The sequence below is a fragment of the Microbacterium sp. A93 genome (assembly GCF_051842835.1).
On the sequence record NZ_JBPXMT010000011.1, the window covers coordinates 168220 to 192757 of the forward strand.

At 65.1% G+C, this 24538-nt stretch carries 25 protein-coding genes; 16 read left to right on the plus strand and 9 right to left on the minus strand.

Annotated elements, in window-relative coordinates; genetic code table 11:
* Window positions 1-19: 19 nt before the first annotated feature.
* The gene (locus ACSU1G_RS25540) at window positions 20-592 is read left to right on the plus strand and encodes a hypothetical protein (protein WP_439282911.1); all 573 of its coding nucleotides are present in this window, start codon (window positions 20-22) and stop codon (window positions 590-592) included.
* A 110-nt stretch (window positions 593-702) separates the two neighbouring features.
* Here ACSU1G_RS25540 and ACSU1G_RS25545 read toward each other — a convergent pair whose 3' ends face one another.
* Window positions 703-1425, minus strand: a complete 723-nt coding sequence (locus ACSU1G_RS25545) for a MarR family winged helix-turn-helix transcriptional regulator (RefSeq protein WP_439282912.1) — start codon at window positions 1423-1425, stop codon at window positions 703-705.
* Window positions 1426-1514: 89 nt separating this feature from the next.
* Between ACSU1G_RS25545 and ACSU1G_RS25550 the strand changes: the two genes are divergently transcribed.
* Complete coding sequence (locus tag ACSU1G_RS25550; RefSeq protein WP_439282914.1) at window positions 1515-2081, plus strand: MarR family winged helix-turn-helix transcriptional regulator; 567 nt, start codon at window positions 1515-1517, stop codon at window positions 2079-2081.
* 34 nt (window positions 2082-2115) lie between these two features.
* Here the strand turns inward: ACSU1G_RS25550 and ACSU1G_RS25555 are convergent, their stop codons facing one another.
* The 3 genes from ACSU1G_RS25555 to ACSU1G_RS25565 all read right to left on the minus strand — a co-directional run bounded on the left by ACSU1G_RS25555 (window position 2116) and on the right by ACSU1G_RS25565 (window position 6179).
* On the minus strand, window positions 2116-3531 hold the full coding sequence (locus ACSU1G_RS25555; RefSeq protein WP_439282915.1) for an MFS transporter: 1416 nt from the start codon (window positions 3529-3531) through the stop codon (window positions 2116-2118).
* A 112-nt stretch (window positions 3532-3643) separates the two neighbouring features.
* Window positions 3644-4495, minus strand: coding sequence for a serine protein kinase RIO (locus ACSU1G_RS25560; protein ID WP_439282917.1), 852 nt, complete (start codon window positions 4493-4495; stop codon window positions 3644-3646).
* Between the two features lie 214 nt (window positions 4496-4709).
* Window positions 4710-6179 (minus strand): nucleobase:cation symporter-2 family protein, encoded by a 1470-nt coding sequence (locus ACSU1G_RS25565; protein WP_439282919.1) that lies wholly within the window; start codon window positions 6177-6179, stop codon window positions 4710-4712.
* Between the two features lie 134 nt (window positions 6180-6313).
* Between ACSU1G_RS25565 and ACSU1G_RS25570 the strand changes: the two genes are divergently transcribed.
* Window positions 6314-7498 carry an MFS transporter gene (locus ACSU1G_RS25570; RefSeq protein WP_439282921.1) on the plus strand — a complete coding sequence of 395 codons (1185 nt, stop codon included), beginning with the start codon at window positions 6314-6316 and terminating at the stop codon, window positions 7496-7498.
* Between the two features lie 11 nt (window positions 7499-7509).
* On the opposite strand, the gene ACSU1G_RS25575 is transcribed toward ACSU1G_RS25570, so the two are convergent.
* Window positions 7510-8427: a helix-turn-helix transcriptional regulator gene (locus ACSU1G_RS25575; RefSeq protein ID WP_439282923.1), complete on the minus strand. Its 918-nt coding sequence runs from the start codon at window positions 8425-8427 to the stop codon at window positions 7510-7512.
* A 121-nt stretch (window positions 8428-8548) separates the two neighbouring features.
* Between ACSU1G_RS25575 and ACSU1G_RS25580 the strand changes: the two genes are divergently transcribed.
* Window positions 8549-9010 carry a DUF3817 domain-containing protein gene (locus ACSU1G_RS25580; protein ID WP_439282925.1) on the plus strand — a complete coding sequence of 154 codons (462 nt, stop codon included), beginning with the start codon at window positions 8549-8551 and terminating at the stop codon, window positions 9008-9010.
* A 16-nt stretch (window positions 9011-9026) separates the two neighbouring features.
* Here the strand turns inward: ACSU1G_RS25580 and ACSU1G_RS25585 are convergent, their stop codons facing one another.
* Complete coding sequence (locus tag ACSU1G_RS25585) at window positions 9027-9755, minus strand: DUF1684 domain-containing protein (protein WP_439282927.1); 729 nt, start codon at window positions 9753-9755, stop codon at window positions 9027-9029.
* Between the two features lie 32 nt (window positions 9756-9787).
* The gene (locus ACSU1G_RS25590) at window positions 9788-10483 is read right to left on the minus strand and encodes a hypothetical protein (RefSeq protein ID WP_439282928.1); all 696 of its coding nucleotides are present in this window, start codon (window positions 10481-10483) and stop codon (window positions 9788-9790) included.
* A 156-nt stretch (window positions 10484-10639) separates the two neighbouring features.
* On the opposite strand from ACSU1G_RS25590, the gene dnaK reads away from it, so the two are divergent.
* The 11 genes from dnaK to ACSU1G_RS25645 all read left to right on the plus strand — a co-directional run bounded on the left by dnaK (window position 10640) and on the right by ACSU1G_RS25645 (window position 21611).
* Window positions 10640-12502: a molecular chaperone DnaK gene (dnaK, locus tag ACSU1G_RS25595; protein ID WP_439282930.1), complete on the plus strand. Its 1863-nt coding sequence runs from the start codon at window positions 10640-10642 to the stop codon at window positions 12500-12502.
* A gap of 2 nt (window positions 12503-12504) precedes the next feature.
* Window positions 12505-13149 (plus strand): nucleotide exchange factor GrpE, encoded by a 645-nt coding sequence (locus ACSU1G_RS25600; RefSeq protein WP_439282932.1) that lies wholly within the window; start codon window positions 12505-12507, stop codon window positions 13147-13149.
* A gap of 7 nt (window positions 13150-13156) precedes the next feature.
* Window positions 13157-14146: a DnaJ C-terminal domain-containing protein gene (locus ACSU1G_RS25605; protein WP_439282934.1), complete on the plus strand. Its 990-nt coding sequence runs from the start codon at window positions 13157-13159 to the stop codon at window positions 14144-14146.
* Window positions 14147-14179: 33 nt separating this feature from the next.
* Window positions 14180-14608 carry a heat shock protein transcriptional repressor HspR gene (locus ACSU1G_RS25610; protein WP_439282936.1) on the plus strand — a complete coding sequence of 143 codons (429 nt, stop codon included), beginning with the start codon at window positions 14180-14182 and terminating at the stop codon, window positions 14606-14608.
* A gap of 130 nt (window positions 14609-14738) precedes the next feature.
* Window positions 14739-15407 (plus strand): GntR family transcriptional regulator, encoded by a 669-nt coding sequence (locus tag ACSU1G_RS25615; RefSeq protein WP_439282938.1) that lies wholly within the window; start codon window positions 14739-14741, stop codon window positions 15405-15407.
* Window positions 15371-16201: an HpcH/HpaI aldolase family protein gene (locus ACSU1G_RS25620; RefSeq protein ID WP_439282939.1), complete on the plus strand. Its 831-nt coding sequence runs from the start codon at window positions 15371-15373 to the stop codon at window positions 16199-16201. Before ACSU1G_RS25615 ends, ACSU1G_RS25620 begins: the two co-directional genes overlap by 37 nt.
* 138 nt (window positions 16202-16339) lie before the next feature.
* Window positions 16340-17308, plus strand: a complete 969-nt coding sequence (locus ACSU1G_RS25625) for a tripartite tricarboxylate transporter substrate binding protein (RefSeq protein ID WP_439282941.1) — start codon at window positions 16340-16342, stop codon at window positions 17306-17308.
* 68 nt (window positions 17309-17376) lie between these two features.
* A complete protein-coding gene (locus ACSU1G_RS25630; protein WP_439282943.1) occupies window positions 17377-17901 on the plus strand; it encodes a tripartite tricarboxylate transporter TctB family protein in 525 nt (174 codons plus the stop codon).
* On the plus strand, window positions 17898-19547 hold the full coding sequence (locus ACSU1G_RS25635) for a tripartite tricarboxylate transporter permease (protein WP_439282944.1): 1650 nt from the start codon (window positions 17898-17900) through the stop codon (window positions 19545-19547). Before ACSU1G_RS25630 ends, ACSU1G_RS25635 begins: the two co-directional genes overlap by 4 nt.
* Window positions 19544-20413, plus strand: a complete 870-nt coding sequence (locus tag ACSU1G_RS25640; RefSeq protein WP_439282946.1) for a dihydrodipicolinate synthase family protein — start codon at window positions 19544-19546, stop codon at window positions 20411-20413. Before ACSU1G_RS25635 ends, ACSU1G_RS25640 begins: the two co-directional genes overlap by 4 nt.
* Window positions 20414-20630: 217 nt before the next feature.
* A complete protein-coding gene (locus tag ACSU1G_RS25645) occupies window positions 20631-21611 on the plus strand; it encodes a LacI family DNA-binding transcriptional regulator (protein WP_439282948.1) in 981 nt (326 codons plus the stop codon).
* A gap of 1 nt (window position 21612) precedes the next feature.
* Here the strand turns inward: ACSU1G_RS25645 and ACSU1G_RS25650 are convergent, their stop codons facing one another.
* Complete coding sequence (locus ACSU1G_RS25650; RefSeq protein ID WP_439282949.1) at window positions 21613-21924, minus strand: hypothetical protein; 312 nt, start codon at window positions 21922-21924, stop codon at window positions 21613-21615.
* A gap of 231 nt (window positions 21925-22155) precedes the next feature.
* On the opposite strand from ACSU1G_RS25650, the gene ACSU1G_RS25655 reads away from it, so the two are divergent.
* Window positions 22156-23787 carry a fucose isomerase gene (locus tag ACSU1G_RS25655; protein ID WP_439282950.1) on the plus strand — a complete coding sequence of 544 codons (1632 nt, stop codon included), beginning with the start codon at window positions 22156-22158 and terminating at the stop codon, window positions 23785-23787.
* Window positions 23788-23920: 133 nt separating this feature from the next.
* On the opposite strand, the gene ACSU1G_RS25660 is transcribed toward ACSU1G_RS25655, so the two are convergent.
* Window positions 23921-24490, minus strand: a complete 570-nt coding sequence (locus ACSU1G_RS25660) for a TetR/AcrR family transcriptional regulator (protein WP_439282952.1) — start codon at window positions 24488-24490, stop codon at window positions 23921-23923.
* Between the last annotated feature and the right edge of the window lie 48 nt (window positions 24491-24538).

The following is a 24538-nucleotide window of genomic DNA, read 5'->3' on the forward strand; positions in this document are numbered from 1 at the left end:
CACACGTAGTATCAAGAGCGTGAGCATCGAAAACACGGAGAATCCGCAAGGTCCCGGCGAGGATGCCACGACTGAGCAGCCCGCCGGCGCACCGATCGCGCCCGCCTCGCCCCTGGCAGCGGGGGTGGAGCCATTCGACGTCCCCGCACCGGAGACGGTCGACGTCCCGGACGCAGAAGCGGCCATCGACGGTTTCGAAGTGCCGCCACCGCCAAAATTCGGGGCGCCGCCCCCTCCCAGTGCCGCGCCGGTCGTTCCGCCGGCGCCATCCGAGAACACCGGAACTGACACAGCGGACGCTCCTGCGCTCCGCAAACGCAGCACTTGGGCGCCCGACGACACCTGGACCTCGGCATCCGCCCACAAGCAGGAGGTTATGCCGCCGACCGCTGCACAGAAAGCTGAGTCACGTGCGGCGGCATCACGCGCCGCAACGGCTCGCGATGAAGCGACGCGGAATTACGTCAGTCCGGCCGCTGGCGGAACAGCCGGGCAAAGCTACCGCGGCTGGACGATCGCGATCTACGGTGGTCTCACGGTGCTGATCGTCGGCGCCATCGGCCTCATGGTGTTCCTGGCGACGCAAGGCTGACATCCGCGGCGGAGGCCTCGGCCTGCCTGCCCCTCTACCGCGGGGGTATGGAAAACGTCGGTTATGAGCGCTCATAACCGACGTTGTTCATACAGCCTGCGAGGTGCAGGTCAGCGGTCGTCGCGACCACGACTGAAGCCGGAGTCGAAGCCCCGCTCGTAGGCGCCCTGCGCGAAGTGCGCAAAACGGGCGCGGGCGTGGCCGCGGTGATCGTGAGGCCCGCCGTGAGGGTGAGGCCTGTGGTTCTCGTGGTTGGTGTCATGCACGAAGCCGCGTTCGCCATGGCGGCAACCCTCGTGGCTGTGGTCGTGGCTGTGGCTGTGGCCGTGGCCGTGGCGTCCGAACCCGTGTCGGTGCCCGAACCCACGATGTCCGCGCCCACGGGGGAGCGGCGTCTCCTCATCCCATCCGAACGCGCGAGCAAGCTGCTCGAGCGTGGCGATGGTGGTGGCGAGGTCTTCAGCGGGAACCGCATCGGTGACCTTCGCGCGGATGCCTTCGACGACGCTGCCGAGGCGCTCCTTGGCCGTGCGGCCTTCGTCGGTCAGGGTCCAGGTGCCATCGGCATCCGTCACCCAGCCGAGCTCGATCAGTCGCGCCAGTTTGTGGGCGGGCAACTTACGTGGCTGCGACGGGCGGTCGCTTTTCGGGTGGCCACTCGGAGCGGTGCCGTCGATGACGTTCAGGAGGCGCCACTCGCGGCGCGTGATGCCCTCGGAGTCGAAGGCGGAGGCGAACTCGGCCGCCATCAGGCGATCGACGGCCTTGAGCCAGAATCCGAATGGGCGACTGTTTGCAGTGTTGTTGTTCTCATCAGTGTTGATGCTGTTCATGGAAGAAGTCCTTTGCTTGTAACCTTGCATGTATATGTAGTGTGACATGCAAACTAGATACATGTCAAGTCGCATGTAAAATCAAATGCGTGAGCACTGACAATCCCGACCCCGCCGAGTCCATCGCGCAGGCACTGTCGCGCCTGCGTGGGCGGCGACCGCATGGCCGCGGCCACGGTGGACCGCACGGAATGCGCGGCGACCTCATCGGCGACTTGCACGGTCACGGCGGCGAACACGGCCCAGGGCACGGTGAGCATCCGCGTGGCGCCCGCGGGATCGTCCCCCCACCGTGGGCGAGCGGGCCGGGCGGACGCCTGGGCGGGCCGGCCTGGATGCGGATGCTCGAGGCTCTCGCTGTAGCATCCGAACCACTCAGCGTCAGTGCGCTCGGTGAAGCCGTCGGTGTCGACCAGCCTCGCGCCTCGCGCCTGGTGCAACAGGGGGTTCAGCGTGGCCTCGTACAGCGCGAGGCCGACCTCGACGACGCGCGCCGCACGCGCATTGCGCTCACAGATGAGGGTCGCAAGATCGCCCGCGGCATGCGTGGCGAGCGGCGGCAGGTGCTCTCTCGTGCGCTTGAGTCATTTACCGAGGACGAGAGTCGCGAGCTCGCCCGGTTGCTGTCGAAGCTCGCCGACAACTGGGAGAGCTGAGCTTCCGAACTGACGACTGGCCAATGGCTCCGTCTCAGCGCACCGACGTCGCCTTGACGGGAAGCAACAGCAGGAATCCGGCGAGCAATACGATCATGATGCCGAGGATGCCGTATGTGGTTGAGCCGGTGAGCACGATGAGCAGCGTCCAGGCGCCCGATGCCATCCAGCTCGCAGCGCGTCCGGTCGTGGCGTAGAGGCCGAAGATCTCACCCTCTCGCCCGGCCGGTGTCACGCGTGCCAGGAATGAGCGGGATGCCGCCTGCGCGGGGCCGACGAACGCGCACAGCAGCAGACCGCCGATCCAGAACACGATGGTTCCGGCATCCACCAGGAAGAAAACGGCGAGGCCGGCGACCACCATCGCGGCCAGCGCGAACAGGATGATGCGCTTGGGGCCGAATCGGTCGTCCAAGCGGCCGGCAAGGATCGTGGATACACCGGCGATGAGGTTGGCGGCGATGCCGAAGATGGCGAGCTCCAGGAACTCGAAGCCGAACACCTGACCGGCGATGATCGCGCCGAAGGCGAAGATGCCGCCGAGCCCGTCGCGGAACACCGCGCTGGAGAGCAGGAACCAGAACGTCGGGCGGGTCTCGGGGGAGCGGTAGAGCTGGACGACGTCCTTGGTGAGCAGCACGTATGAGCGGAAGAAGCCGACCTTGCGCTCTGGGCGTCCGAGTGACGGCTCCGGCACATTCAGGAAGATCGGGATGCTGAAGACGATCGCCCACACGGCGCATCCGACTGCGATGAGGCGGAAGGGCAGGCCTCCGTCATCGGAGATTCCGAACCAGTTGAAGGCGTAGAAGACGATGACGATGACGAGAGCGATGACACCACCGATGTAGCCGAAGCCCCAGCCGAGACCGGAGATCTTACCCACTGTCTTAGGGTTCGCGATGCCGATGAGCATGGCGTTGGAGTTCACCGCGGCGATCTCGCCGAACACCGAGCCGGCTGAGATCAAGGCGACGCCGAGCCAGAACAGTGCCGGTGTCGGCTCTACGAACCACAGGCCGAACATGCAGAGGATGAGGGCCCCGGTGCCGATTCCGAGCCAGAGCTTCTGGCGTCCGGCCGCATCCGCACGCTGCCCGAGCACGGGGGCGAACAGCAGGATCGCGAATGCCGCGATCGTCGAACCGAGCCCCAGACCGGATGCAAGATCAGCCTCGGCCGCCTTGTACACCGCACTGTCGGGATCGAGTGCTGCGATCTCCGGCGGCATGAACGCATCGGTGGTCAGGTAGAGAGCGGCGAAGATGAACGTCAGGATGACGGTGTTGAAGGGCTGCGTCGCCCAGTCCCACAGTGCCCACGAGTAGACCTGCTTCTTCGGTGCTGGGGTCTCGCCGCGCAGTTCCAGACCGATCACGCCGACGGCGCCGCTGTTTGCGGTGGCCGACGGCTGCGGCGGCGTCGAGTCGGGCTTGTCGGGTGCGCTCATGTTCGAAGTCTGGCCGGGTCCGGTGAACGGGTGGTGACGGCGCGCCGCAGCATCCGCTCCGTCCCGAGCGCGGCCTATGCGTCGCCGGCCTCTCGATCATGACCGCGAGGCCTCACGTGAACGACGCCGCCATCAGTTCGGCGAAGAGTTCCTCGGCGTCGCACTCCACCCGGCGCCGGGCGAACCAGTCGCAGACGTTCACACAATCGCGGTGCAGCAGATCGAGCCCCTGTGGGTTCGCGATGATGTCGACGATCTGCGGCAGATCGATCACGCGCACCTGGCCATCGTGCACGAGCAGGTTGTAGGCGGACAGGTCGCCATGGGCGAAACCCGCGCGGGCGAAGGTATGCATGATCTCGACGATCTGCGCGTAGTACTCGGCGAGCATGCGGCGGTCGCCGCGCTCCTGGGCGAGACGGGGTGCGGCCGTGGCATCCGTCCCGATGAATTCCATCAGCACCTCCGACCCGTTCACCTGCACGGGATAGGGCACGGGTGCTCCGAGCTCCCACATTCGGCAGAGGGCGCTGAACTCGGCGAACGACCACTCAGCGGCTGCCACTTCGCGCCCGAACGCCGTCTTCTTCGCCATCGCGCGGCCGTCGCGCGAATTCTGCACGCGCCGCCCTTCGGTGTACACCGCGGATCGATGGAAGGTGCGGTGCTCAGTGCTGCGGTATCGCTTGGCGGCGAGCAGTACTCGCTGGGCCTGGCTGTCTGGCACGGCGCGTTCGATGAGGAAGACGTCCGCCTCTTTGCCGGTCTTGAGGATGCCGAGTTCGGTGTCGATTGCGCCGGCTGATGTCACGACCCATGTCGGCCAGGGTTCGGGGCCGCGTTCGGAAGGGGTGATGGCTGTCCACGTGGACCAGCGCTGGTCTTCGCCGGGTTCGATTTCAGAAAAGGACAGGGGGTCAGAAAAGGACAGGGTTGCGTCGAAGGACGCAAAAGGATCAGTCAAGGTGGTTGCTCCGGAAGTGGAGGCCACACGCGGATCAGGAGCGGGAGGCCTTGAGGGGAAGGTTGTCGGCGGCAGGCGGTGCGACAAAGACAGCGTTCATGTCACAGCTCCTTTCGCTCAAATTCCTTCCGGGGCATTCCCGGTGCGAACTCAACAATAAACCATGCGCGTCTCGGAGCGCACGTGCTTTTTGGTGACCGGCTCGCAGCGCGGCTCAGCGCGAGTCGTCTGAGCGGACCGCGATCTCGTTGTCCTCGGCATCCTTCAATGCGCCGCCGACGTAGTGGTCGCCCTCCTTGAGGATGGCGAGAAGCTCGTGCGGAATCTCCCGGAACGCGGGAACTGAGACGGCCTCCGCGTCGACGGCGCGGCGACGTTTCAGGACGTGGTGGAAGAAGATGTTCAGCAGCAGCGCCATCATCGTCGTTGAGCTGATCGACGACTGGAAGATGACCGAGAACCATGCCGGGAACGCCGCGTACACAGTCGGGACCACCAGCGGCAGCAGTCCGAAGCCGAGCGCGACCGCGATGATGATGAGGTTCAGGCTGTCGCGGTAGTCGACCTTGGCGAGCGTCGCGATGCCGCTGGCTGCGACGGAGCCAAACAGCACGATGCCGACACCGCCGAGCACCGGGGTGGGGATGGCGGCGACCACTCGTCCGAGGACGGGCAGGATGCCGAGGACGACGAGGATCACACCGCCCGCGGCGACGACGTACCGGCTCTTGACCTTGGTGATCGCGACGAGTCCGACGTTCTGGGCGAAGGCGCTCTGAGTGAACGAGTTGAAGATCGGCGACACGGCGCTGGAGAGCATGTCTGCACGCAGACCTGCCGCGATGCGCTTCGAGTCGACCTTGGTGCCGACGACCTCACTGACGGCCAGCAGATCGGCGGTCGTTTCGGTGAAGGTGACCAGCACGACGATCAACATCGAGAGGATCGCGGCGACGTTGAACGTCGGCATCCCGAAGGCGAAGGGGGTCGGAAGCGCCACGATCGGGCCCTCCGCGACCGTGGAGAAGTCGGCTGCGCCGACGACTGCGGCGAACACCGTGCCCAGCACGAGTGCGATGAGGATGCTGAGACGGGAGATCGTCGGCGTGCCGAACTTCGTCAGCAGCACGATCAGCAGGAGAGTGAAGGCGGCAAGCCCGAGGTTGGCAACCGAGCCATAGTCATCGGCGGTGGTATCGCCGCCCATCGCCCAACCTGCAGCGACTGGCAGGAGTGATAGCCCGATCGAGACGATCACGGTGCCGGTGACTACCGGTGGGAAGAAGCGCACGATCATCGCGAACGCAGGCGCGAGCAGCAGACCGATCACGGACGATGCGATCACTGCGCCCATGACGGCAGGCAGTCCACCCTCGGTCATGATGGCGATCATCGTCGCGATGCCAGAGAACGAGACGCCCTGCACCAGGGGCAGCTTGGAGCCGAAGAACGGCAGGCCCAGAGTCTGCAGGATCGTGGCGAGTCCGCCGACGAACAGTGCGCAGGCGACGAGCATCCCGATCTCGGGTTGTGACAGCCCGCCGGCCTGGCCCATCACCAGGGGAGGGGCGATGATGCCGCCGTACATCGTCAGCACATGCTGAAGCCCGTAGGCGAAGCTCGGAGCGATACCGAGTTTTTCGTCTTCGGGGCGCGCCGAGGCTGCTGATTTTGTTTTGGTCATGAGTGGGGGGAGCCTTCGAGAGAGAATGAGCGACACTCGACGATATCTGGTGCGCCGGCCCGCTCCGGACGAACGGTCGGATGCTGCGGACGACTGATCGGGCGCGGCATCCGTCTGCCTGCGATCTTAGAAGCATGACAATCACCGCGCCCATCCCCGTCGCTCCCGCTGCCGAGCGGATCCGCTACGGCGCCCTCATCGTCTTGATGATGATGGGGTTTCTGCTTGTCACCGCGGAGTTCCTGCCGAACGGCCTGCTGACAGAGATGGCCGCGGGCCTCGGCATCACACCCGGCCAGGCAGGGCAGACCGTCACCGTCACGGCGCTGGTCGGGCTGATCGTGGCGCCGACGGTGGGCCTCGTGTTTCCCCGGGTCGATCGTCGATCACTGCTGATCTGGATGGCGCTCGCCGCTGCCGTCTCGAACCTCATCGTCGCGATCGCGCCGAACCTGGTCATCATCCTTCTCGCACGGTTCCTCCTGGGCGCGGCGATCAGCACGTTCTGGGCGATGTCGATCACGGTCGCCGTAAGGATCGCGGGGCCTGAACGTCTCGGTCGTGCCGTGATGTTCACTTCCGCAGGCGTGTCGCTCGCCACAGTGGCGGGCGTTCCTCTTGGCGTGATGCTCGCCGAGATCATGGACTGGCGTGCGGTGTTCGCGCTCGCCGGAATCGTCACCGGCCTGCTCGCGATCGCGCTGCGGACGCTGCTGCCGGCGGTCCCCGCCGCTCAGGTCTCCAGCATCCGAATCCTGATCGACACGTTCCGCCGTCCAGGGGTCGGTCTCGGACTGGTCGGACACATGTTCGTCATTCTCGGGCACTTCCTCGCCTACACGTACATCCGTCTCGCGCTGGAGCGGATGCCGGACATCGATGCCGGCACGATCGTGCTGCTGCTCGCGCTCTTCGGCGTCGGCGGTCTGATCGGCAACATCGTCATCGGCCTCGTCGTTGACCACTCCTTCGCGTTCTTCGCAGTGCTGGCACCAGTGGTCATCGCGGTGGCGGTCGGCGGGGCCATCCTGCTGGCTGGTTCCGTGCTCGCGATCGGCGTTGTGGTCTTCGTCTGGGGATTCTTCTTCGCCTCGTGGCTGATCGTCGTGAACACCTGGGTCGGTCACCGGATGCCCGACCGGCTCGAGGCGGGCGGCAGCCTGGTCGTCGTCGGATTCCAGGGTGCGATCATGATCGCGGCCGGGCTCGGCGGGCTCCTCGTCGACAACGTCGGGATCGAACTCGTTTACGTACTGGGTGCGGCTGCACTCCTCGTCGGTGCCGCGCTGTTCGGGGCGTCGAACCGGGTGGGCCGCTGAGGCTCACGCCGCTACGCGGGAACCGGGTCCAGCTTGCGCACGCGCCACGACGACGGGGTTGCACCCGTCGCGCGGCGGAACGCGCGGCTGAAGCCTTCGTCGGAGGCATAGCCGAGCTGTCGGGAGACGTCTGAGACCGCGTGACCAGAGGTCAGCAGTTCCTTTGCCGACTGCATGCGCACCTCGGTGACGTAGCTGGCGGGCGAGCGGCCGATGGCCCGGTGGAATCGTTCGGCGAACACCGAACGCGACATCGCACTGATGCCCGCGAGCGCTTCCACGGTCCACTCTCGGCCGGGCTGGTCGTGGATGGCTTCAACGACACGATCCAAGAACGGGTCGCCTGAGCGGGACGGCCACCCGGCGGGCGCGCAGCCGTTCTCGGCCCAGGCGCGGATGACCGACAGCAGTACCGTCGTCGTCATCAGGCGGCAGATGACCGGGTCGCCGGAGCGCAACGGCCAATCATCAGGGGTTGCAGGACCGAGGTTGCGGGCGAGAGCCGCGGCCGCGGGTTCGAGACCTGCGAAGTCAGTGACGGTGATGAATTCGGGCAGTACATCGCGCAGCTCGGCGGCCGTATCGGACAGCTGCAGCTCGGCGATCATCAGCGAAGCGCCATCATCCGAGCGCAGCGTGACGGGTTGGCGACCGAGAGTCAGGAAGGCATCACCCTCGACCAGCAAGTCCTGTGCTGCATTCGGCGAGTATGCGACCGAGCGTGAAACGCGGTCGACGTCGAGCGCGCACGCCTGGCCGAGTGGAGGTTGTCCGTGAACAGCGCCGCCTGCAACGAAGACGAGCCACACGGACCCGGCCGGAAGAGAGGCGACAGAGCCGGGACCCAGTGTGTCTCGACGTGCGACACCGAGGCGGACGTCGACGGAGGAGAGCACTCTCTCCAGCGCGGCCGCATCAATCGTCGTCATGCTTGTGGGCAACGATGCGTCGCGGTCGGTTATTCCGCACCCACCGCTACGCTCGGGGCCATGGTCACGGCGGATGCATCGACTCGCTGACTTAGGCTGGAATGCGACCCCAAGGAGTGCCGTGTTCCATACACCTGCCCGATTGTTCCGTGTACTCGCGATCGCCGAGGCGATCACCTGGACGATCCTGATCTCTGCGCTCATTGCCCGCGCGGTCGGCGCTCCAGGCATCGTGGTGACTGTCGGCGGTGGCATCCACGGGTTCATCTTCCTCGCCTATGGCGCGACGGCGATCCTCGTCGCGTTCAACCAGAGGTGGTCGATCGGCGTCGCCGTGGTGGCGATCGCCAGCGCGGTTATCCCGTACGCGACCATCCCCACGGAGATCTGGCTGCATCGCAGTGACCGGCTACAGGGCGAATGGCGCCTGGAAGAGAGCGATCACCCGCAGGATCGCACCTGGTACGACCGGCTGATGCGCTGGTTCCTGCGCCGACCGTGGGTACTCGTGGCGCTCATCGCCGTTGCGGTGGTGGCACTCTATGTCGTGCTTCTCCTTGCCGGTCCTCCCGGCGGCAAGTGAGTTCCGCCGCTCGTGCTCAGGTTGCCGCGTAGAGGTCGAATCCTTCTCGGAACACGACGTTCTTCTCGCCGGCGCGAATAGGCTCGGCGAACCGGTTCTGTGCTGGCGGCAGCGGGCAGTTGTACTGCGCGGAGAAGCCGCAGGGCGGCACGAAGGCGCGGTTGAAGTCGAGGGTCACCGCACCGGGCGTGCCGAATGCGGCGGGGCCGCGACGAACGGTGAGGAAACGGCCGGACCCGTATGTCTCGCCGCCGTGTGAGGGATCGCCGTTCGTGGAATCGCCGAACACCAGCAGAAGCGAGTCACCGTTGTCGAGGGCGGCCAGGCGATGGATAGCGCCGCCGCGGGTGAATGTGATGTCCCCCGGTATGGCCGTGTCTCGCGTGCCGCCGTTGTCGCGGATGTGCTCGACGGGGATTGTGTGGTCGGTATCGGATGGAATGAACTGCGCGTCGATCACCCAGTCTGGGGCGTAGGGGTAGGCGTCGATGTCAGTGAACGCCGTGATCGCAGCGGACTCGGCATCCCAGCGGCGGAGCCCATACTCGACGTCGCCGGTCGTGAGATTCTTGCGCTCGAGTGGCGTCACCGTGACGGATGCGCCAGCCGCAGCCTGTTCAGCATCCACATCGGGGCGCTCGCTGCCCGTCCAACGTGTCTCGATGAGCGCGAGATTTCCGGTAGGTGCCGTCACGGAAGCACGGCGCTCACGGCGCCAGAGCGCGTGGTCATCGGGTGCAGCCATGGCTTCTCTTTCGTGAAGGAAGAGGAGGGGGATCAGTACGCGGCGATCGCGTTCTGAGCGATGACCTCGGCGACGGTGGCATCGAAGTCTCCGCCGGTGCAGTCGACCAGCGTGTACACGCCGGCGCCGACGTGGCCAAATGCGCGCGCGGTCATGCTCCACGTGCGGGCATCATCATCCTGCTGGCCCCCGATGCTGCGCGCGTCCAGGCCGCCTGCGCCGCCCACCTGGTAGCTGAGTTCGGTGTTGGTGGCCGCGGCCGTCACGTCGGCAACCTCGGCGTCCAGGAAGAACGCGATCACCGCATCGGTGTCGGCGGAATCGTCGCCGGTCGGTGTCAGGCCGTCCAGCGTCCCCTGCCAGAATGACGCCGTGCAGGTGCCGTCCGTTGTGGTGTAGCCCCAGGTGCCGTTTCCGGTGTCGGGTGTGGTGATCTCCCACCCGTCATCGAACATGAGGCCGTCGGCCCACTCGATGTACGTGGAGTCGGAAAGCAGCGCTCCGTCAGCGAACGAGAGTGTTGCCGGAACGTCGCTGTACGTCTCCTCGGACTCATCGTCGGCCGGTTCCTCGACGGTGGCCTCTTCAGAGGGCGAAGGAGTGCTGATCGGTTCTTCTGCACTTGGTGCTTCAGAGGGGATGGAACTGAACAGGCATCCACTGAGCGGCAGCGTCGTGAGAGCGAGGATTGCGATGGCTGTGACCCGAAGAGAGCGCGTTCTGTTCATCCGGTCAGCCTAACCCCGTATCCAAACTTGAGTGGAGGCGTATCAAGTTTGTTTTGACAGCATCCGCTCGCCTGAGTACAGTTGAGTCATCGCGACTCAGGTTTACTGATTCGCCAGAGAACTTCACTCACAGACTTCAACCAGAAGGAGAATCGCATGGCACGTGCTGTTGGAATCGACCTGGGTACGACGAACTCCGTCGTCAGCGTCCTCGAGGGTGGCGAGCCGAAGGTTATCGCCAATGCCGAGGGCTTCCGCACGACCCCATCGGTCGTCGCATACACGAAGGACGGCGAGATTCTCGTCGGCGAGACCGCGAAGCGTCAGGCTGTCACGAACGTCGACCGCACCGTCGCATCCGTGAAGCGTCACATGGGCACCGACTGGGGCTTCGACGTCGACGGAAAGAAGTGGACGCCGCAGGAGATCTCCGCGCGCATCCTCATGAAGCTCAAGCGTGATGCTGAGTCCTACCTCGGCGACACCGTGTCGGATGCTGTCATCACAGTCCCCGCGTACTTCAACGACGCCGAGCGCCAGGCCACCAAGGAAGCCGGCGAGATCGCCGGCCTCAACGTGCTGCGCATCATCAACGAGCCCACCGCTGCTGCCCTCGCCTATGGCCTGGACAAGGGCAAGGAAGACGAGCTCATCCTGGTCTTCGACCTCGGTGGCGGAACCTTCGACGTCTCGCTGCTCGAAGTGGGCAAGGACGACGACTTCTCCACCATTCAGGTGCGCTCCACCTCCGGAGACAACCGCCTCGGCGGCGATGACTGGGATCAGCGCCTCGTTGCTCACCTCATCAAGCAGTTCAAGGAGACCACCGGCGTCGACGTCTCCGGCGACAAGATCGCTCTGCAGCGTCTGAAGGAAGCAGCCGAGCAGGCGAAGAAGGAACTCTCCTCCTCGACCAGCACTTCCATCAACCTGCCGTACCTGTCGCTGACAGAGTCGGGCCCCGTCTCGCTTTCGGAAACGATCACGCGTGCGAAGTTCGAGGACCTCACCAAGGACCTGCTTGACCGCACCAAGAAGCCGTTCGAAGACGTCATCCGTGAGGCGAACGTCAAGGTCGCCGACATTGACCACATCGTGCTCGTCGGTGGATCGACGCGTATGCCTGCTGTTGCCGAACTCGTCAAGCGCGAGACCGGCAAGGAAGCGAACAAGGGCGTCAACCCGGACGAGGTCGTCGCCGTCGGCGCCGCTCTCCAGGCTGGTGTCCTGCGTGGCGAGCGCAAGGACGTGCTGCTCATCGACGTCACCCCGCTGAGTCTCGGTATCGAGACCAAGGGTGGTCGGATGACCAAGCTCATCGACCGCAACACCGCGATCCCGACCAAGCGCAGCGAGACCTTCACCACGGCAGACGACAACCAGCCGTCCGTCGCGATCCAGGTCTTCCAGGGCGAGCGCGAGTTCACTCGCGACAACAAGCCGCTCGGCACGTTCGAGCTCACCGGTATCGCCCCGGCGCCCCGTGGCGTCCCACAGGTCGAGGTCACGTTCGACATTGATGCCAACGGCATCGTGCACGTGTCCGCCAAGGACAAGGGCACCGGCACGGAGCAGTCGATGACCATCACCGGCGGCTCGTCGCTGTCGAAGGAAGATATCGAGCGCATGGTTCGCGAGGCCGAGGAGAACGCGGCTGACGACAAGAAGCGCGCCGAGGCTCTTGAGCAGCGCAACCAGGCAGAGACGCTCTCGTACTCGATCGAGAAGTTGATCAAGGAGAACGAGGACAAGCTCCCCGCCGAGGTCAAGGACGAGGTTCAGGCTGACGTCGACGCTCTGAAGACCGCTCTGGCCGGCGAAGACGATGACGCGGTGAAGTCGGCGTTCGACAAGCTCAACGAGTCGCAGGGCAAGCTCGGCGAAGCGATCTACGCACAGTCGCAGTCGGATTCTGCGGCAGGCGAATCCGCCGACGGCGATGCTCCCGCCGATGAGGCTTCTGACGAAGAAGATGTCATCGACGCAGAGGTTGTCGACGACGAGGACGAGAAGAAGTAGCCATGACGAAGAAGAACTTCGACGACAATGCCGAGGTTCCTGAGGACGAGGGGTCGGATGCTGCGGCATCCGGCCCGTCGCCGCAGGAGAACCCTGATTCTGCTGAGGCTGCCGCCGCAGAGGGATCCGACGGATCGATCACCGACCCTGTCGAGGGGCTCACGGTCGACGACATCCTGAACGCAGAGCAGACCGACGAGGCAGCAGCAGGTGACGCGGCGATCGCTGATGCGGAGTCCGCTCTGCTCAACGACCTCAAGCGACTGCAGGCGGAGTACGCCAACTACCGACGACGCACAGAAGAGCAGCGGCACGTCGAGATCGCGCGTGCCAAGGGTGAGGCTGCCAAGGGGCTGCTCCCGGTGCTTGACGATCTCGACCGTGCCACCCAGCACGGCGACCTTGTCGAGGGCACGCCCTTCTTCGTCATCGGCGAGAAGGTGCGCACCGTTGTGGAGCGCCTGGGTGTTGTCGCCTACGGTGAAAAGGGTGAAGCGTTTGATCCGCAGCACCATGAGGCGATCTTCCAGCAGCCGACCCCGGGGGCTACGGCCTCGACGATCCTCGATGTCGTCGAGGTGGGCTACCGCCTCGGTGACGTCGAGCTGCGTCCGGCGAAGGTCGTCGTCGCTGTTCCTGCAGAGTAGGTGATCGATGGCCAGCCAGGATTGGTTCGACAAGGACTTCTACAAGACGCTCGGCGTCTCCAAGGACGTCGCTGATGCGGATCTGAAGAAGACGTACCGCAAGCTGGCGCGTAAGTATCACCCGGATTCCAATGCGGGGGATGCGAAGGCGGAGGCGAAGTTCAAGGAGGTCAGCGAGGCGTACTCGGTGCTCTCCGACGCGGAGCAGCGCAAGGAGTATGACGAGATCCGGGCCATGGGCTCCGGCGCGCGTTTCACTTCGGGCGGTGGCGGTGCGGGTGGCTTCGAAGACGTGTTCAGCCGATACGGGCAGCAGGGTCGTGGTCAGAGCAACGCCGACTTCGAGGACATCTTCGCGATGTTCAACCAGGGGCAGGGCGGCAGCGGCTTCGGTTCCGGGCGCTTCGGACAGACGAGCGGTGGATTCCGCGGCCGCGGCGGCCCTCAGAAGGGCACCGACGTCACCGCACGCACCACGCTTGACTTCGCCACTGCCGTGCAGGGTGAGACGATCACCCTGCAGGGCGAGGACGGCAAGCCGTTCAAGGTGAAGATTCCTGCCGGTGTCGCTGACGGGCAGAAGATTCGCCTGCGCGGTCGGGGTCGTCCGTCGCCTGATGGCGGCGAGAGTGGCGACATCGTCGTGACGATCAAGGTGCGTTCGCACCCGGTGTTTACGCGTGATGGCCTGAACCTACGCCTGACCGTGCCGGTCAGCTTCACAGAGGCGACTCTCGGCGCGACCATCGAAGTGCCCACTCTCGGTGGGGACGTGGTCAAGCTCCGCGTTGCACCAGGCACGCCGTCCGGTCGCATCCTGCGGGTCAAGGGTCGCGGCGTGAGCACGGCGAAGGGCACCGGCGATCTGCTCGCCGAACTGCAGGTCGCCGTTCCCACGCATCTGGATGCTGCGGCGCGCGAGGCGCTCGAGAAGTTCCACGAACTGGAGCCGAAGGAAAACCCGCGCGCGGAGATGATGGCGAAGGCGCAAGCCTGATGATGACGAGTTCGAGTCGCGGAGGTGATCGCAGTGGTCGAGGATGAAGATGCCCCGGTCTTTGCGATCGCCGTCGCGGCCGAACTTGCAGGCATGCACCCGCAGACACTGCGCCAGTACGACCGCATCGGGCTGGTCGTGCCCGGCCGCACGCGCGGTGGCTCCCGCCGCTATTCGGCGCGGAACATCCAGCAGCTTCGCGAGGTCGCCAGGCTCGGCGCCGAGGGCATGAGTCTTCCCGCCATTGCGCGGCTGCTTTATCTCGAGGACGAGGTGCGGATGCTGCGCCACCGAGTCCTCGAACTTGAAGGGGCCCTGCGCTCCGAGCGCGCGAACCGCCCCGGCGTGCGTGTTTTCGCCGCCGGTGCGAGCGGAGTGATCCCGGTTCTCAGTGGCCGCCGTATCCGTCGGTCGACCGATGTCGTGTTGTGGCGGCCGCGGCGTCCCGGCGACGAAGAGTGACTGACAACGGCCGTTCCGCGTCTCGATATCGCGCTCGCAGGGCATATTGGGGTAGCCTGATCCCACAAATGTTAACTGTAGACATTTTGTCAGCGGGGCGGAGAGCAGTGTGGCCACCAGACTTCAACCGGTGAAGGTCGTGCGCGAAGCGCTCGGAACCCAGGTTGCGAACCACATTCGCGATGCGATCGTCCGAGGCGATCTCGAGGCGGGTGAGCGCCTGGTTGAGACGGAGTTCGCCGATTCCCTCAATGTCAGCCGTGGCCCGGTGCGTGATGGTTTCCGCATCCTCGAGGCCGAAGGTCTGATCGCCAAACGGGGTCAGGGTTACCTCGTTCAGAGCCTCGACGAGCGTGACATCCGCGAACTCTATTCGCTGCGCAGTGCGCTGGAGTCGCTGGCGACATCGATGACCATGGCGCTGGAGAAGACTCCAGACCTCGGCGCGATGCGTGCGGTCGTCGAGGCCATGGGCAAGGCTGCGGATGCCGGCGACTCGGACGAGTTCGCCCGCGTCGATGTCATCTTCCACAGCATGCTGTGCGATCTTTCCGGTCACCGCCGGCTTGCCGCTGTGTGGCGTCAGTATGAGCCGATCACCATGGCGCTGCTGCGGGTGACCGTGCTCGTCGACGATGATCTGCACGTCACGACCGCGCGCCACGCGCTTTTGATCGACCTCATCGAGGGCGGCGACAGCGCGGCAGTGCTCGCCGAACTGGAGGATCACCTCGACGGTTCGCGTGAGCGGATGCTGGAAGCGTGGCGCACCTCTGCCGCGCGGCAGACGACGCCATGACCGTGCCCGCCTCCGGGCCCGCCACTAAGGCACTCGACAAGGCCACGTTTCGAGAGCGGCTTAACGCGCGGCGCGAGATGAGTGGCGCCTGGGTGTTCCTCGATGACGCCGTCACGGCCCAAGTGATGGCGCGCGCAGGGTTCGACTTCATCACGATCGACCTTCAGCACAGCTACTCGACGATGAGCTCTGCGGATGCCCTGGTCGAGGCCGTGCGGCAGGGCGGAGCGCCGGCGATCGTGCGCGTCCCCTGGAACACCCCCGACCTGATCATGCGGTCACTCGACCTCGGCGCCGATGGAGTGATCGTGCCAATGGTCAACAGCGCGGCCGAGGCCGAAGCTGCCGCCAGCGCGTGCCATTACGCGCCGCGTGGGACGCGCAGTTGGGGTCCGCTGTGGCAGGGAGTGCATGAGAGCTTCCCCGATCACGAAGAAGGCGATCGCGCGGCAGCCTGCATCGTCATGATCGAGACCGCCGCGGCGTACGCCGACATCGATGCGATCGCCGCAGTTCCGGATGTTGATGCCGTGTACATCGGACAGAACGATCTCTCGCTCAGTGCCGGACTCGGCCGCCAGACATACGCGGAGTCTCCGCAGATGCACGCGATGATCGAGCGCATCATCGAGCGCAGTCATGCCGTCGGGACCGCGGTGGGCCTCGACTGCGGCGGTGCCGACGCGGCGCGCTACTGGCGTGAGCGCGGCATCGACTTCGTCATCGCGGCAAACGATGTCGCGCTGCTGGGGCAGGCTGCGGCGGCGGCTGCCGCAGATCTCCAGAAGCGCTGAGCCGCGGCATCCGCGGGTTCCTTCCGTATGCCCGCACGCATGTGTTCACTGTTGACTGTCAACAGTGAACACTGCTACGCTCGGCCCCGTCAGTCCCTAACTGCACTCAAGACAACTCGCACTCAAAGAGGAGCAAAGATGCCTATCAAGCGCATGAACCGCGTGCTGGCAGCCGCCGCGGTTTTCACCACAGCAGCACTGGTTATGTCCGGATGCACGAAGGTCGATGAGGGTGGCGACGCCGCATCGTCCTTCCCCGAGAAGGACATCCGCCTGATCATCCAGGCCAACCCCGGGGGCGGCTCTGACCTGTCTTCGCGCGCGCTCGCCACCCAGCTCGAGGGCATCCTCGATGTCAGCGTGATCCCGGAGAACATGCCGGGCGCTGCGGGTGCGCTCGCGATGGAATACGTCGCAGAGCAAGACCCTGATGGCTACGTCATCGGCTTCGGTCCGGTCGAGATCGCCATGCTCAACACCACGCAGGACGCGAACGTGCTGCCGGAGAACTTCGACCTGCTCGGCCAGATCATGCTGGCGCCAGGCGTCATCACGGTCGCAGCCACCAGCGATGTGCAGACTCTGGAAGACCTCGTCGCCAAGGCGAAGGCCGCGCCCATCACGATCGCCAACTCCGGCGCCGGTTCCATCTGGGAAGCGGCCAGCATCGCCTTCGGCACCGAGGTCGGTGGCCAGGTCACTCCCGTCCCCTACGACGGTGGCGCGCCCGCAGTAGCGGCAGCCGCATCCGGTGAGGCCGACGCAGCCGTCTCCGGCCTCGGCGAAGCACTCTCGCAGGGTGACGCCGTGCGCATCCTCGCCGTGCTGAACGACGAGCGCCACCCGGATGCTCCCGACGTCGAGACTGCAGAAGAAGCTATCGGGGCCGAGCTCATCTTCGGTGGCTGGGGCGGAATCTACGCGCCCGCCGGTCTTCCGGACGACGTGCACGCGACGCTCGAGTCCGCCATCAAGGAAGCCGTAGAGTCCGACACCTACACGCAGTTCCAGCAAGACGCCGGAAACCTCGTCGTCTACCGCGACTCTGCGGAGTTCACAGAGTTCGTCGGCGAGCAGTTCACCCTGTTCCAGGATCTGCTGGGCTGACATCAATGACGGAGGCCGTGGGACACCCCGGCCTCCGTCCCCGTCCCCGTCTCGGTCGAAGGAAGCACATGTCAACAGATGCCGCAGAGAGCGACGAGTACGAGAGCGCGACGCCCTCGCGTGCGCTCGAAATAGCGTTCGCCATCGTCGCACTCGCATTCACCGCGGGATACCTGGCGCTGTCGACGCAGATCCATCTGCGCCGAGAAGTTGCGGCAGGACAGATCGATGCCCGATTCTGGCCCATGCTGCTCGGAGTGACGGGCGTCGTCGTCGCCATCATCATTTTGGTGTTTGCGATCACGCGGCCGGCACCAGGGCGTGAGGACACTGAGCGCATCCAGCCCGGTGGCGTGGCCAGGGTGGTCGCAACTCTCGTGATCTCGGGTGCCTTCGTCGCCGTCTGGTCACTCGGCTCGGTCATCCTGTTCGGCTACCGCATCGAAATCTTCCCGATTGCCGCAGCCCTGCTCATGGCCGCTCTGATGCTCGTCTACGGGCACCGGCGCTGGCTGAGCCTCATCATCTACACGGCATCCGTCACGGCGTTCATCTACGTCGTCTTCGGGATGCTCCTGAGGATTCCGCTATGACCCCGTTCCTGGAGGGGCTCGACGCGCTCCTTGACATCTCGATCCTGCTCTACATGCTCGTGGGCCTCTTGCTCGGCTTCATGGTCGGTGCCTTCCCCGGTATCACCGCCACCATGGCTGTCGCGCTCGCCGCCGGTTTCACCATGACTCTCGAGCCCGTGCAGGGTCTCGCTGTGCTGCTCACCATCTACGTCGCCGCGAACTTCGGTGACCGGGTGCCGTCGATCCTGATCAACACGCCAGGCACCCCGGCATCCATCGCGACGACGCTCGATGGCTACCCGATGGCCAAGCAAGGCAGGGCAGGACTCGCGCTGACGATGTCGGCGATCGTGTCTGCTGTCGGCATCCTCGCCTCGCTCGTGCTGTTCGCGGTTGCGGCCGTGCCGATCGCGAGCTTCGCCCGCGACTACTTCAAATCTCCCGAGCTGTTCGCGCTCGTGGTCTTCGGTATCGCGATCATGATTGGCATCTCGTCGAAGTCGATGCTCAAAGGCATCCTCGCCGGTCTCTTCGGACTCATGCTCGGCACGGTCGGCACATATGCCGCCACTGCAGACAAGCGGTTCACCTTCGGCTCGCTCGACCTCGTCGAGGGGCTGAACTTCATCGCCGTCATCATCGGGCTCTTCGGCATCGCCGAGCTGTTCGATCAGCTGCTCACCTATCGCAAGAACAACGTGCGTCCGATCTCGAGCCTCGGCCGCTGGTGGCCGAACAAGGCTGAGTTCAAGCAGAGTGGTCGCGCGACTGCAGTTGCCGGAGCGGTCGGTCTCGGCGTCGGCCTCATCCCTGCGGCCGGTGGTGACATCGCAGGTCTCATCGGCTGGGACCGCGCGCGCAAGGCGTCGAAGCATCCCGAGATGTTTGGGAAGGGCTCGATCGAGGGCGTTGCGGCTTCCGACACCGCATCCAGCGCGACGCTGGGCGGATCACTCACCACGACCATGGCGTTGGGCATCCCCGGTGACTCGGTGATGGCAGTGATGATCGGTTCGATGATCATCTGGGGTATCACTCCCGGCCCAACACTGTTCACTGAGCGGCCCGATCTGGTCGTCTCGATCGTCGGCATCATGCTCGTCGCGACGCTGCTCTCGCTCGTGCTGAGCCTCGTGCGCATGAAGGGCATGGTGAAGCTTCTCGACGTGCCGCAGCCGTATCTGTGGAGCGGCATCCTGATCTTCTGCATCATCGGCACGTATGCCACCTCGAACAGCATCGCGACGGTCATCACGATGCTCTTGTTCGGAGTCATCGGCGTGCTGCTCAAGCGGATGCAGGTGCCGGCCGGGCCGGTCGTACTTGGTCTGCTTCTCGGCCCGCTCGCCGAGGAGAACCTCGCACGCACCCTCGCGATCCTTCCGACGAAACCGTTCTTCGAGGTTGTCAGCCCGATCGCGATTGTGCTGCTCGTCCTCGCCGTGCTCTCGATCGTCATGCCGGCGATCCGTGCGGCGCGCAAACCCCGTTCGGAGCGTGCATCCTTCGCGGATTCGGTGCTCGACACCGAGAGCCTCGCTCAGATCTCGAAGGCGCATGACGAACTCGCCGCCGATCCCGAGCTGCTCACATCGACTGTGCGCACGCCTGACTCACCACCGCGGCGCGGCCTGCGCCGAAAGAACAAGGAGAACAAGAAGTGACCCGTTACGACATCCTGACTGCCGTTCCTACTGCGTTTCATCAGGACGGGAGCCTTGATCTGGAAGCGTCGCGCGCGATCTTCCGGTTCGTGGGGGAGTCTGGAAACGAGGGCGCATTCGTTCTCGGGACGACGGGGGAGTTCCCTGCGGTGGATGCTGCGGAGTTCCGCTCGCTTGTCGAGGCGGCGCTTGCTGAGCTGAAGGACCGGATGCGCGTGGTCGTGCACGTCGGTCAGCCCAGCACGTTCGAAGCTGTGCGCCTCACGCGCATCGCGCGCGAGCTCGGTGCGACAGAGTTCGCCGCTCTCACTCCGTACTACCTGCGCTCGACCGAGGCCTCGATCTTCGACTATTACCAGGCAGTGTCGGATGCCGTGGGCGACGGTCGCCTGTACATCTACATTTATCCCGCGCGCAGCGGCAACACGGTCTCACCGGAGTTGCTGGTGCGTTTGTCGGCGCTGCCGAACGTCGTCGGCGCGAAGATCAGCGAGCTGTCACTGGAAGAGATCGCGGCATATCGTGCGGTGGTTCCTGAGGAGTTCGAGCTGTACACGGGTGCCGATCGTGACCTGATCGCTGCCGTTGAGGTGGGCGCCCAGGGTGTCGTCTCAGGTGTCTCATCGGTGACACCGAAGCCGTTCCGTGCGCTGGCGGATGCCGGACGCTCGGGCGATGCCTCCGCGATCGCGGCTGCGCAGATTGCAGTCGACGATGTCGTGTCTCTCATCGGTGGCGACATGGCGCGGATGAAAGAGGCATATCGCGTGCTTGGCGTGGCCGACACCTTCTGTCGTATGGCGATCGCTGAGCCGACGGATGCCGAGCGCGCCGACGTGCGCCGTGTTGTCGAGCTCTATCGCTGAGGTTCTCTGCCCGGGTGCGCACCCGGCATCCAGAACGCACAAACCGTCCTTCCCGAAGCCGGGGAAGGGCGGTTTGTGCGCTTTCGGTTGTGGAGCGGGCACTGTTGGCGGCGAGTAATCTCAGCGCTGACGGCGGGAGCGCTCAGCGAGCGCATCGACAGCCCCCGCTGGGTGCCCCGCGGCCGAGTGGCTGAAATCGGTTACAGTGAACTCCACAATGACCACCATCTACGACGTCGCAGCGCTCGCGCAGGTCTCGCCGGCGACGGTGTCGCGCGTGTTCAACGGCACGAGCGTCTCCTCGGCGAAAGTAGCAGCGGTGCGTGCTGCCGCGGAACAGCTGAAGTTCGTCCCCAACCGCACGGCCCGCACGCTGCGACGGCAGAGCTCTGAGGTCATCGGGCTGATCATCCCTGATATCGAGAACCCGTACTTCACCGAGATGGCGCGCGGGGTCGAGGATGTCGCATCCGAAGCCGGTTATTCAGTGGTGCTCTGCAACTCCGACTCGGCGTTGGAGAAGGAAGCGACGTACCTCGATATCGCCATGGCTGAGCACATGTCGGGGGTGATTATCGCGACAGCATCGGAGGAGTCGAAGCTCGACGGTATCCTCGCCACCGGCCGGCCAGTCGTCGCGGTTGACCGCAGCACGACCTACGACATTGACGTTGTGACTATGGCGAATCGCGCCGCGGGGGCGAGTGCCACGCAGGATCTCATCGATGCCGGCTACCGCAGCGTTGCCTACATCGGCGGCCCCGAGCACATCGACACGGCGGCCGAACGCGCGGCCGGATGGCGCGATGCGCTGGCCAAGGCCGATCGCGAGGTCGACCCGGAACTGCTCCGCTTCGTGACCTTCCGCGTCGACGGAGGACGCGCGGCTATGGAAGAGCTTCTCGCACTGCCCGAGCCTCCCGACGCCGTCGTTGCCGGCAACAACCTCATCGGCGTCGGTGCGATCCAGGTGCTCACCGAGCATGGTCTTACCCCGCCGAAGGTCGGCGTTGCCGTCATCGGCTCGCTACCGTTCACGACTCTCTCGCCGACAGCGGTCACCGTGGTGCGCCTCCCCGCGCGCCATATGGGCGTCACCGCCGCGCGGATGCTGCTCGAGCGCATCCGTGGAGATCAGCAACCTGCCCGCACGGTCGTGCTGCGCAACGAAGTGCAAGCGGCCAGCGCCCAACGATGAGTTAGGGCGAGCCCCAGAAGCGCGTGGCCAGCGTCGCAACCTCTTTGTCGAGAGTTTCGATCTTGTGCTCGACCGTGTCGAAGCGGGCGTTCATCTCGCCACGTAGCCCGCCGATCTCGCTGACCATCTCACCACGCAGGCCACCGATCTCGCCGCGTAGTCCGCCGATCTCGCCGAATATCTCGCCGCGTAGCCCGCCGACTTCTGCACGGATCACCCGGCTCATCATGGTCGTCATCAGTGTCATGCCACCCAGCATGATCGCCGTGAACACACCGATGAGCGTCCAGACCTGTGGATCGTTCATCTCCATGCCTCCATTCTGCGCTCTTGCCAGGAGTTTGTCACCGATGTTCGGTGCGCATGCTGCGCAAACACACGATCTGTGGAGAACTCAGTGCGGGGTGGAATTGTGCAGAGAGAGTCGCGCTCCTGGCGTCTCCCTTGTATGATGAAATCGATTTCATGTAGGGTCGGGAGAGAGTTCGCGATCAGGCGCGTCATGTGCTGCACCCTCGGAGTCCCACCATCAACGGAGAACACCATGACCTACACGCTTCCTGTCTCGGCATCTCGCCCGGCATCCGCCCCGAAAACCGCGTACCTGATCACGTCCGGTGACCTGCGCGAGGCCGCCAACGTCGGCGGATGGCCCACCCAGGTCGCTCTCGAAGCCGGCGTGTCCCGCGTCTTCGGTGAGCTCGGCTGGAGCGTCGTCCGCGCCTTCGGCGTCGACCCCGCCACCGGGCACGGATTCATCTCCAGCCAGCGCATGGGCCTTGAGATTTTCAAGAACATCCCCACTGACGCGCCGTTGATCGTTGCGATCGCGAACTGGCAGTACTCGCACCACGTGCTCGCAGGCCTGCGCACTCACCAGGGCCCGATCCTCACGGTCGCGAACTTCGCGGGCGACTGGCCGGGACTCGTCGGTCTGCTCGGCCTGAACGCCGGCCTCACCAAGATGGACAAGCCCTACTCTTCGACCTGGTCGGTCGACTTCACCGACGACTGGTTCACGGCCACCCTCAAGGAGTGGACCGAGACCGGCACCATCACCCACGACTACTCGCACGTGCGTGCGCTCCCCGCGCTCCCGGAGAGCCCGGAGAAGCAGCTCGGCGAGGCACTCGCCGCCCAGCTCCGCGACGAGAAGGCCATCATCGGCGTCTTCGACGAGGGATGCATGGGCATGTACAACGCCATCTTCGATGACGAGCTGCTCAACCAGACCGGCATCTACAAGGAGCGACTGTCGCAGTCCGCGCTGTACGCCGAGATGCTCAATGTCGCAGAAGACGAGGCAGACGCCGCCTTCGACTGGCTCGTCGAGCACGGCATGACGTTCCACTTCGGTGAGGATGGCACGACTGAGCTCACCCGCGAGCAGGTGCAGTGGCAGATGAAGATGTACATCGCCGCCCTGCGCATCTCCGACGACTTCGGTCTGGATGCTGTCGGCATCCAGTACCAGCAGGGGCTGAAGGATCTTGTCCCGGCGTCCGACCTCGCCGAGGGCATCCTGAACTCCACCGAGCGCCCGCCGGTCACCTCGCGCGATGGTTCGCGCGTGCTGCACGAAGGTCGCGCGTTCCCGCACTTCAACGAGGCCGACGAGGGCGTCGCGGTCGACGCGCTGGTCACCGACCGCGTCTGGCGTGCGATGGGCCTCGTGCCCGACAACACGCTGCACGACGTGCGCTGGGGCGAGGACTACGACGGCCAGTTCGTCTGGGCATACGAGATCTCCGGTTCCGTGCCGGCATCGCACCTCGGGGGCTGGGACAAGGCTGAGGGCTGGCGCCAGGGCCACGTCTTCTTCCCGGCTGGTGGCGCCACGCTCAACGGTGTGTCAAAGCCCGGCGAGATCGTACTGTCGCGCGTGTTCATCGCCGAGGGCATCCTGCAGGCAGACATCTTCCGTGGCGCGGTCGTCGAGCTCCCAGAGGCGGAGACTCAGCGCCGCAAGGATGCCACCAACCCGGAGTGGCCGCTCGCTCACGTCGTGCTGAACGGTGTCTCTCGTGATCAGTTCATGGCTCGCCACAAGGCCAACCACGCACAGCTCGTCTACGCGCCGGATGCCGAGACTGCCGACAAGGCGCTCATCGCGAAGGCTGCGATGTTCGACGGCATGGGCATCAAGGTGAACCTGATCGGCGACGTCACGGTCTGATTCACCTGGTGGCCTGATCGACAACAACGCTTGACCTGCGTCACGGCCTAACCGACAACGCACAAACCGTCCTTCCCAGACGCTGGGAAGGACGGTTTGTGCGTTGTCGAGAGCATGGCGTGCGCGGCGGCGCTCAGCCGGGCAGCAGCCCCGCGACGAGGGCATCCACGACTTCGTCGGTGGAGGTCTCCGGATCGATGGGAGAGGTGAGTCGATCGAAGATGAGGCCCTCGATCGCGTAGTGGAACAGGGCGATCTCGCGTCGCCCTCCTGGCAGCCCGGCAGCCTCATTGAACGCAACATCGCCGTCGAAGCCAGTGCGTTGCCACGCGCCCAGTGAGGCGGCGAGGTCCGGACGCCGGGCGGCTTCGAGCCGCAGTTCGTACAGGGCGAGCGTCACCTCGCGCTGCGTGGTCAGACGGCGCACGATGTCACGCGTGTAGTCGGCGAAGAGTGCGCGGCTGGGTTGTTCTTCGGCGCGGGCCTCGAGATCCGCCGGGGCGGGCGCGAGACGCACGCCGATCCGTTCGAACAGTCCGGTGAAGAGTGTCTCTCGGGTGCGGAAGTAGTTCGAGGTCGTACCGACCGGAACGCCCGCCTCCGCATCGATCGCGCGATGGGTAAGGCCGCGTGAGCCTTCCCGCGCCAGCACTGCGATGCCGGCATCCGCCAGAGCATTGCGCCGCATTTCGTTCTTCGCCATGGACTGACTCTAGCGCAACCACTGCATCTGTTGTAGTCTCCAATCACT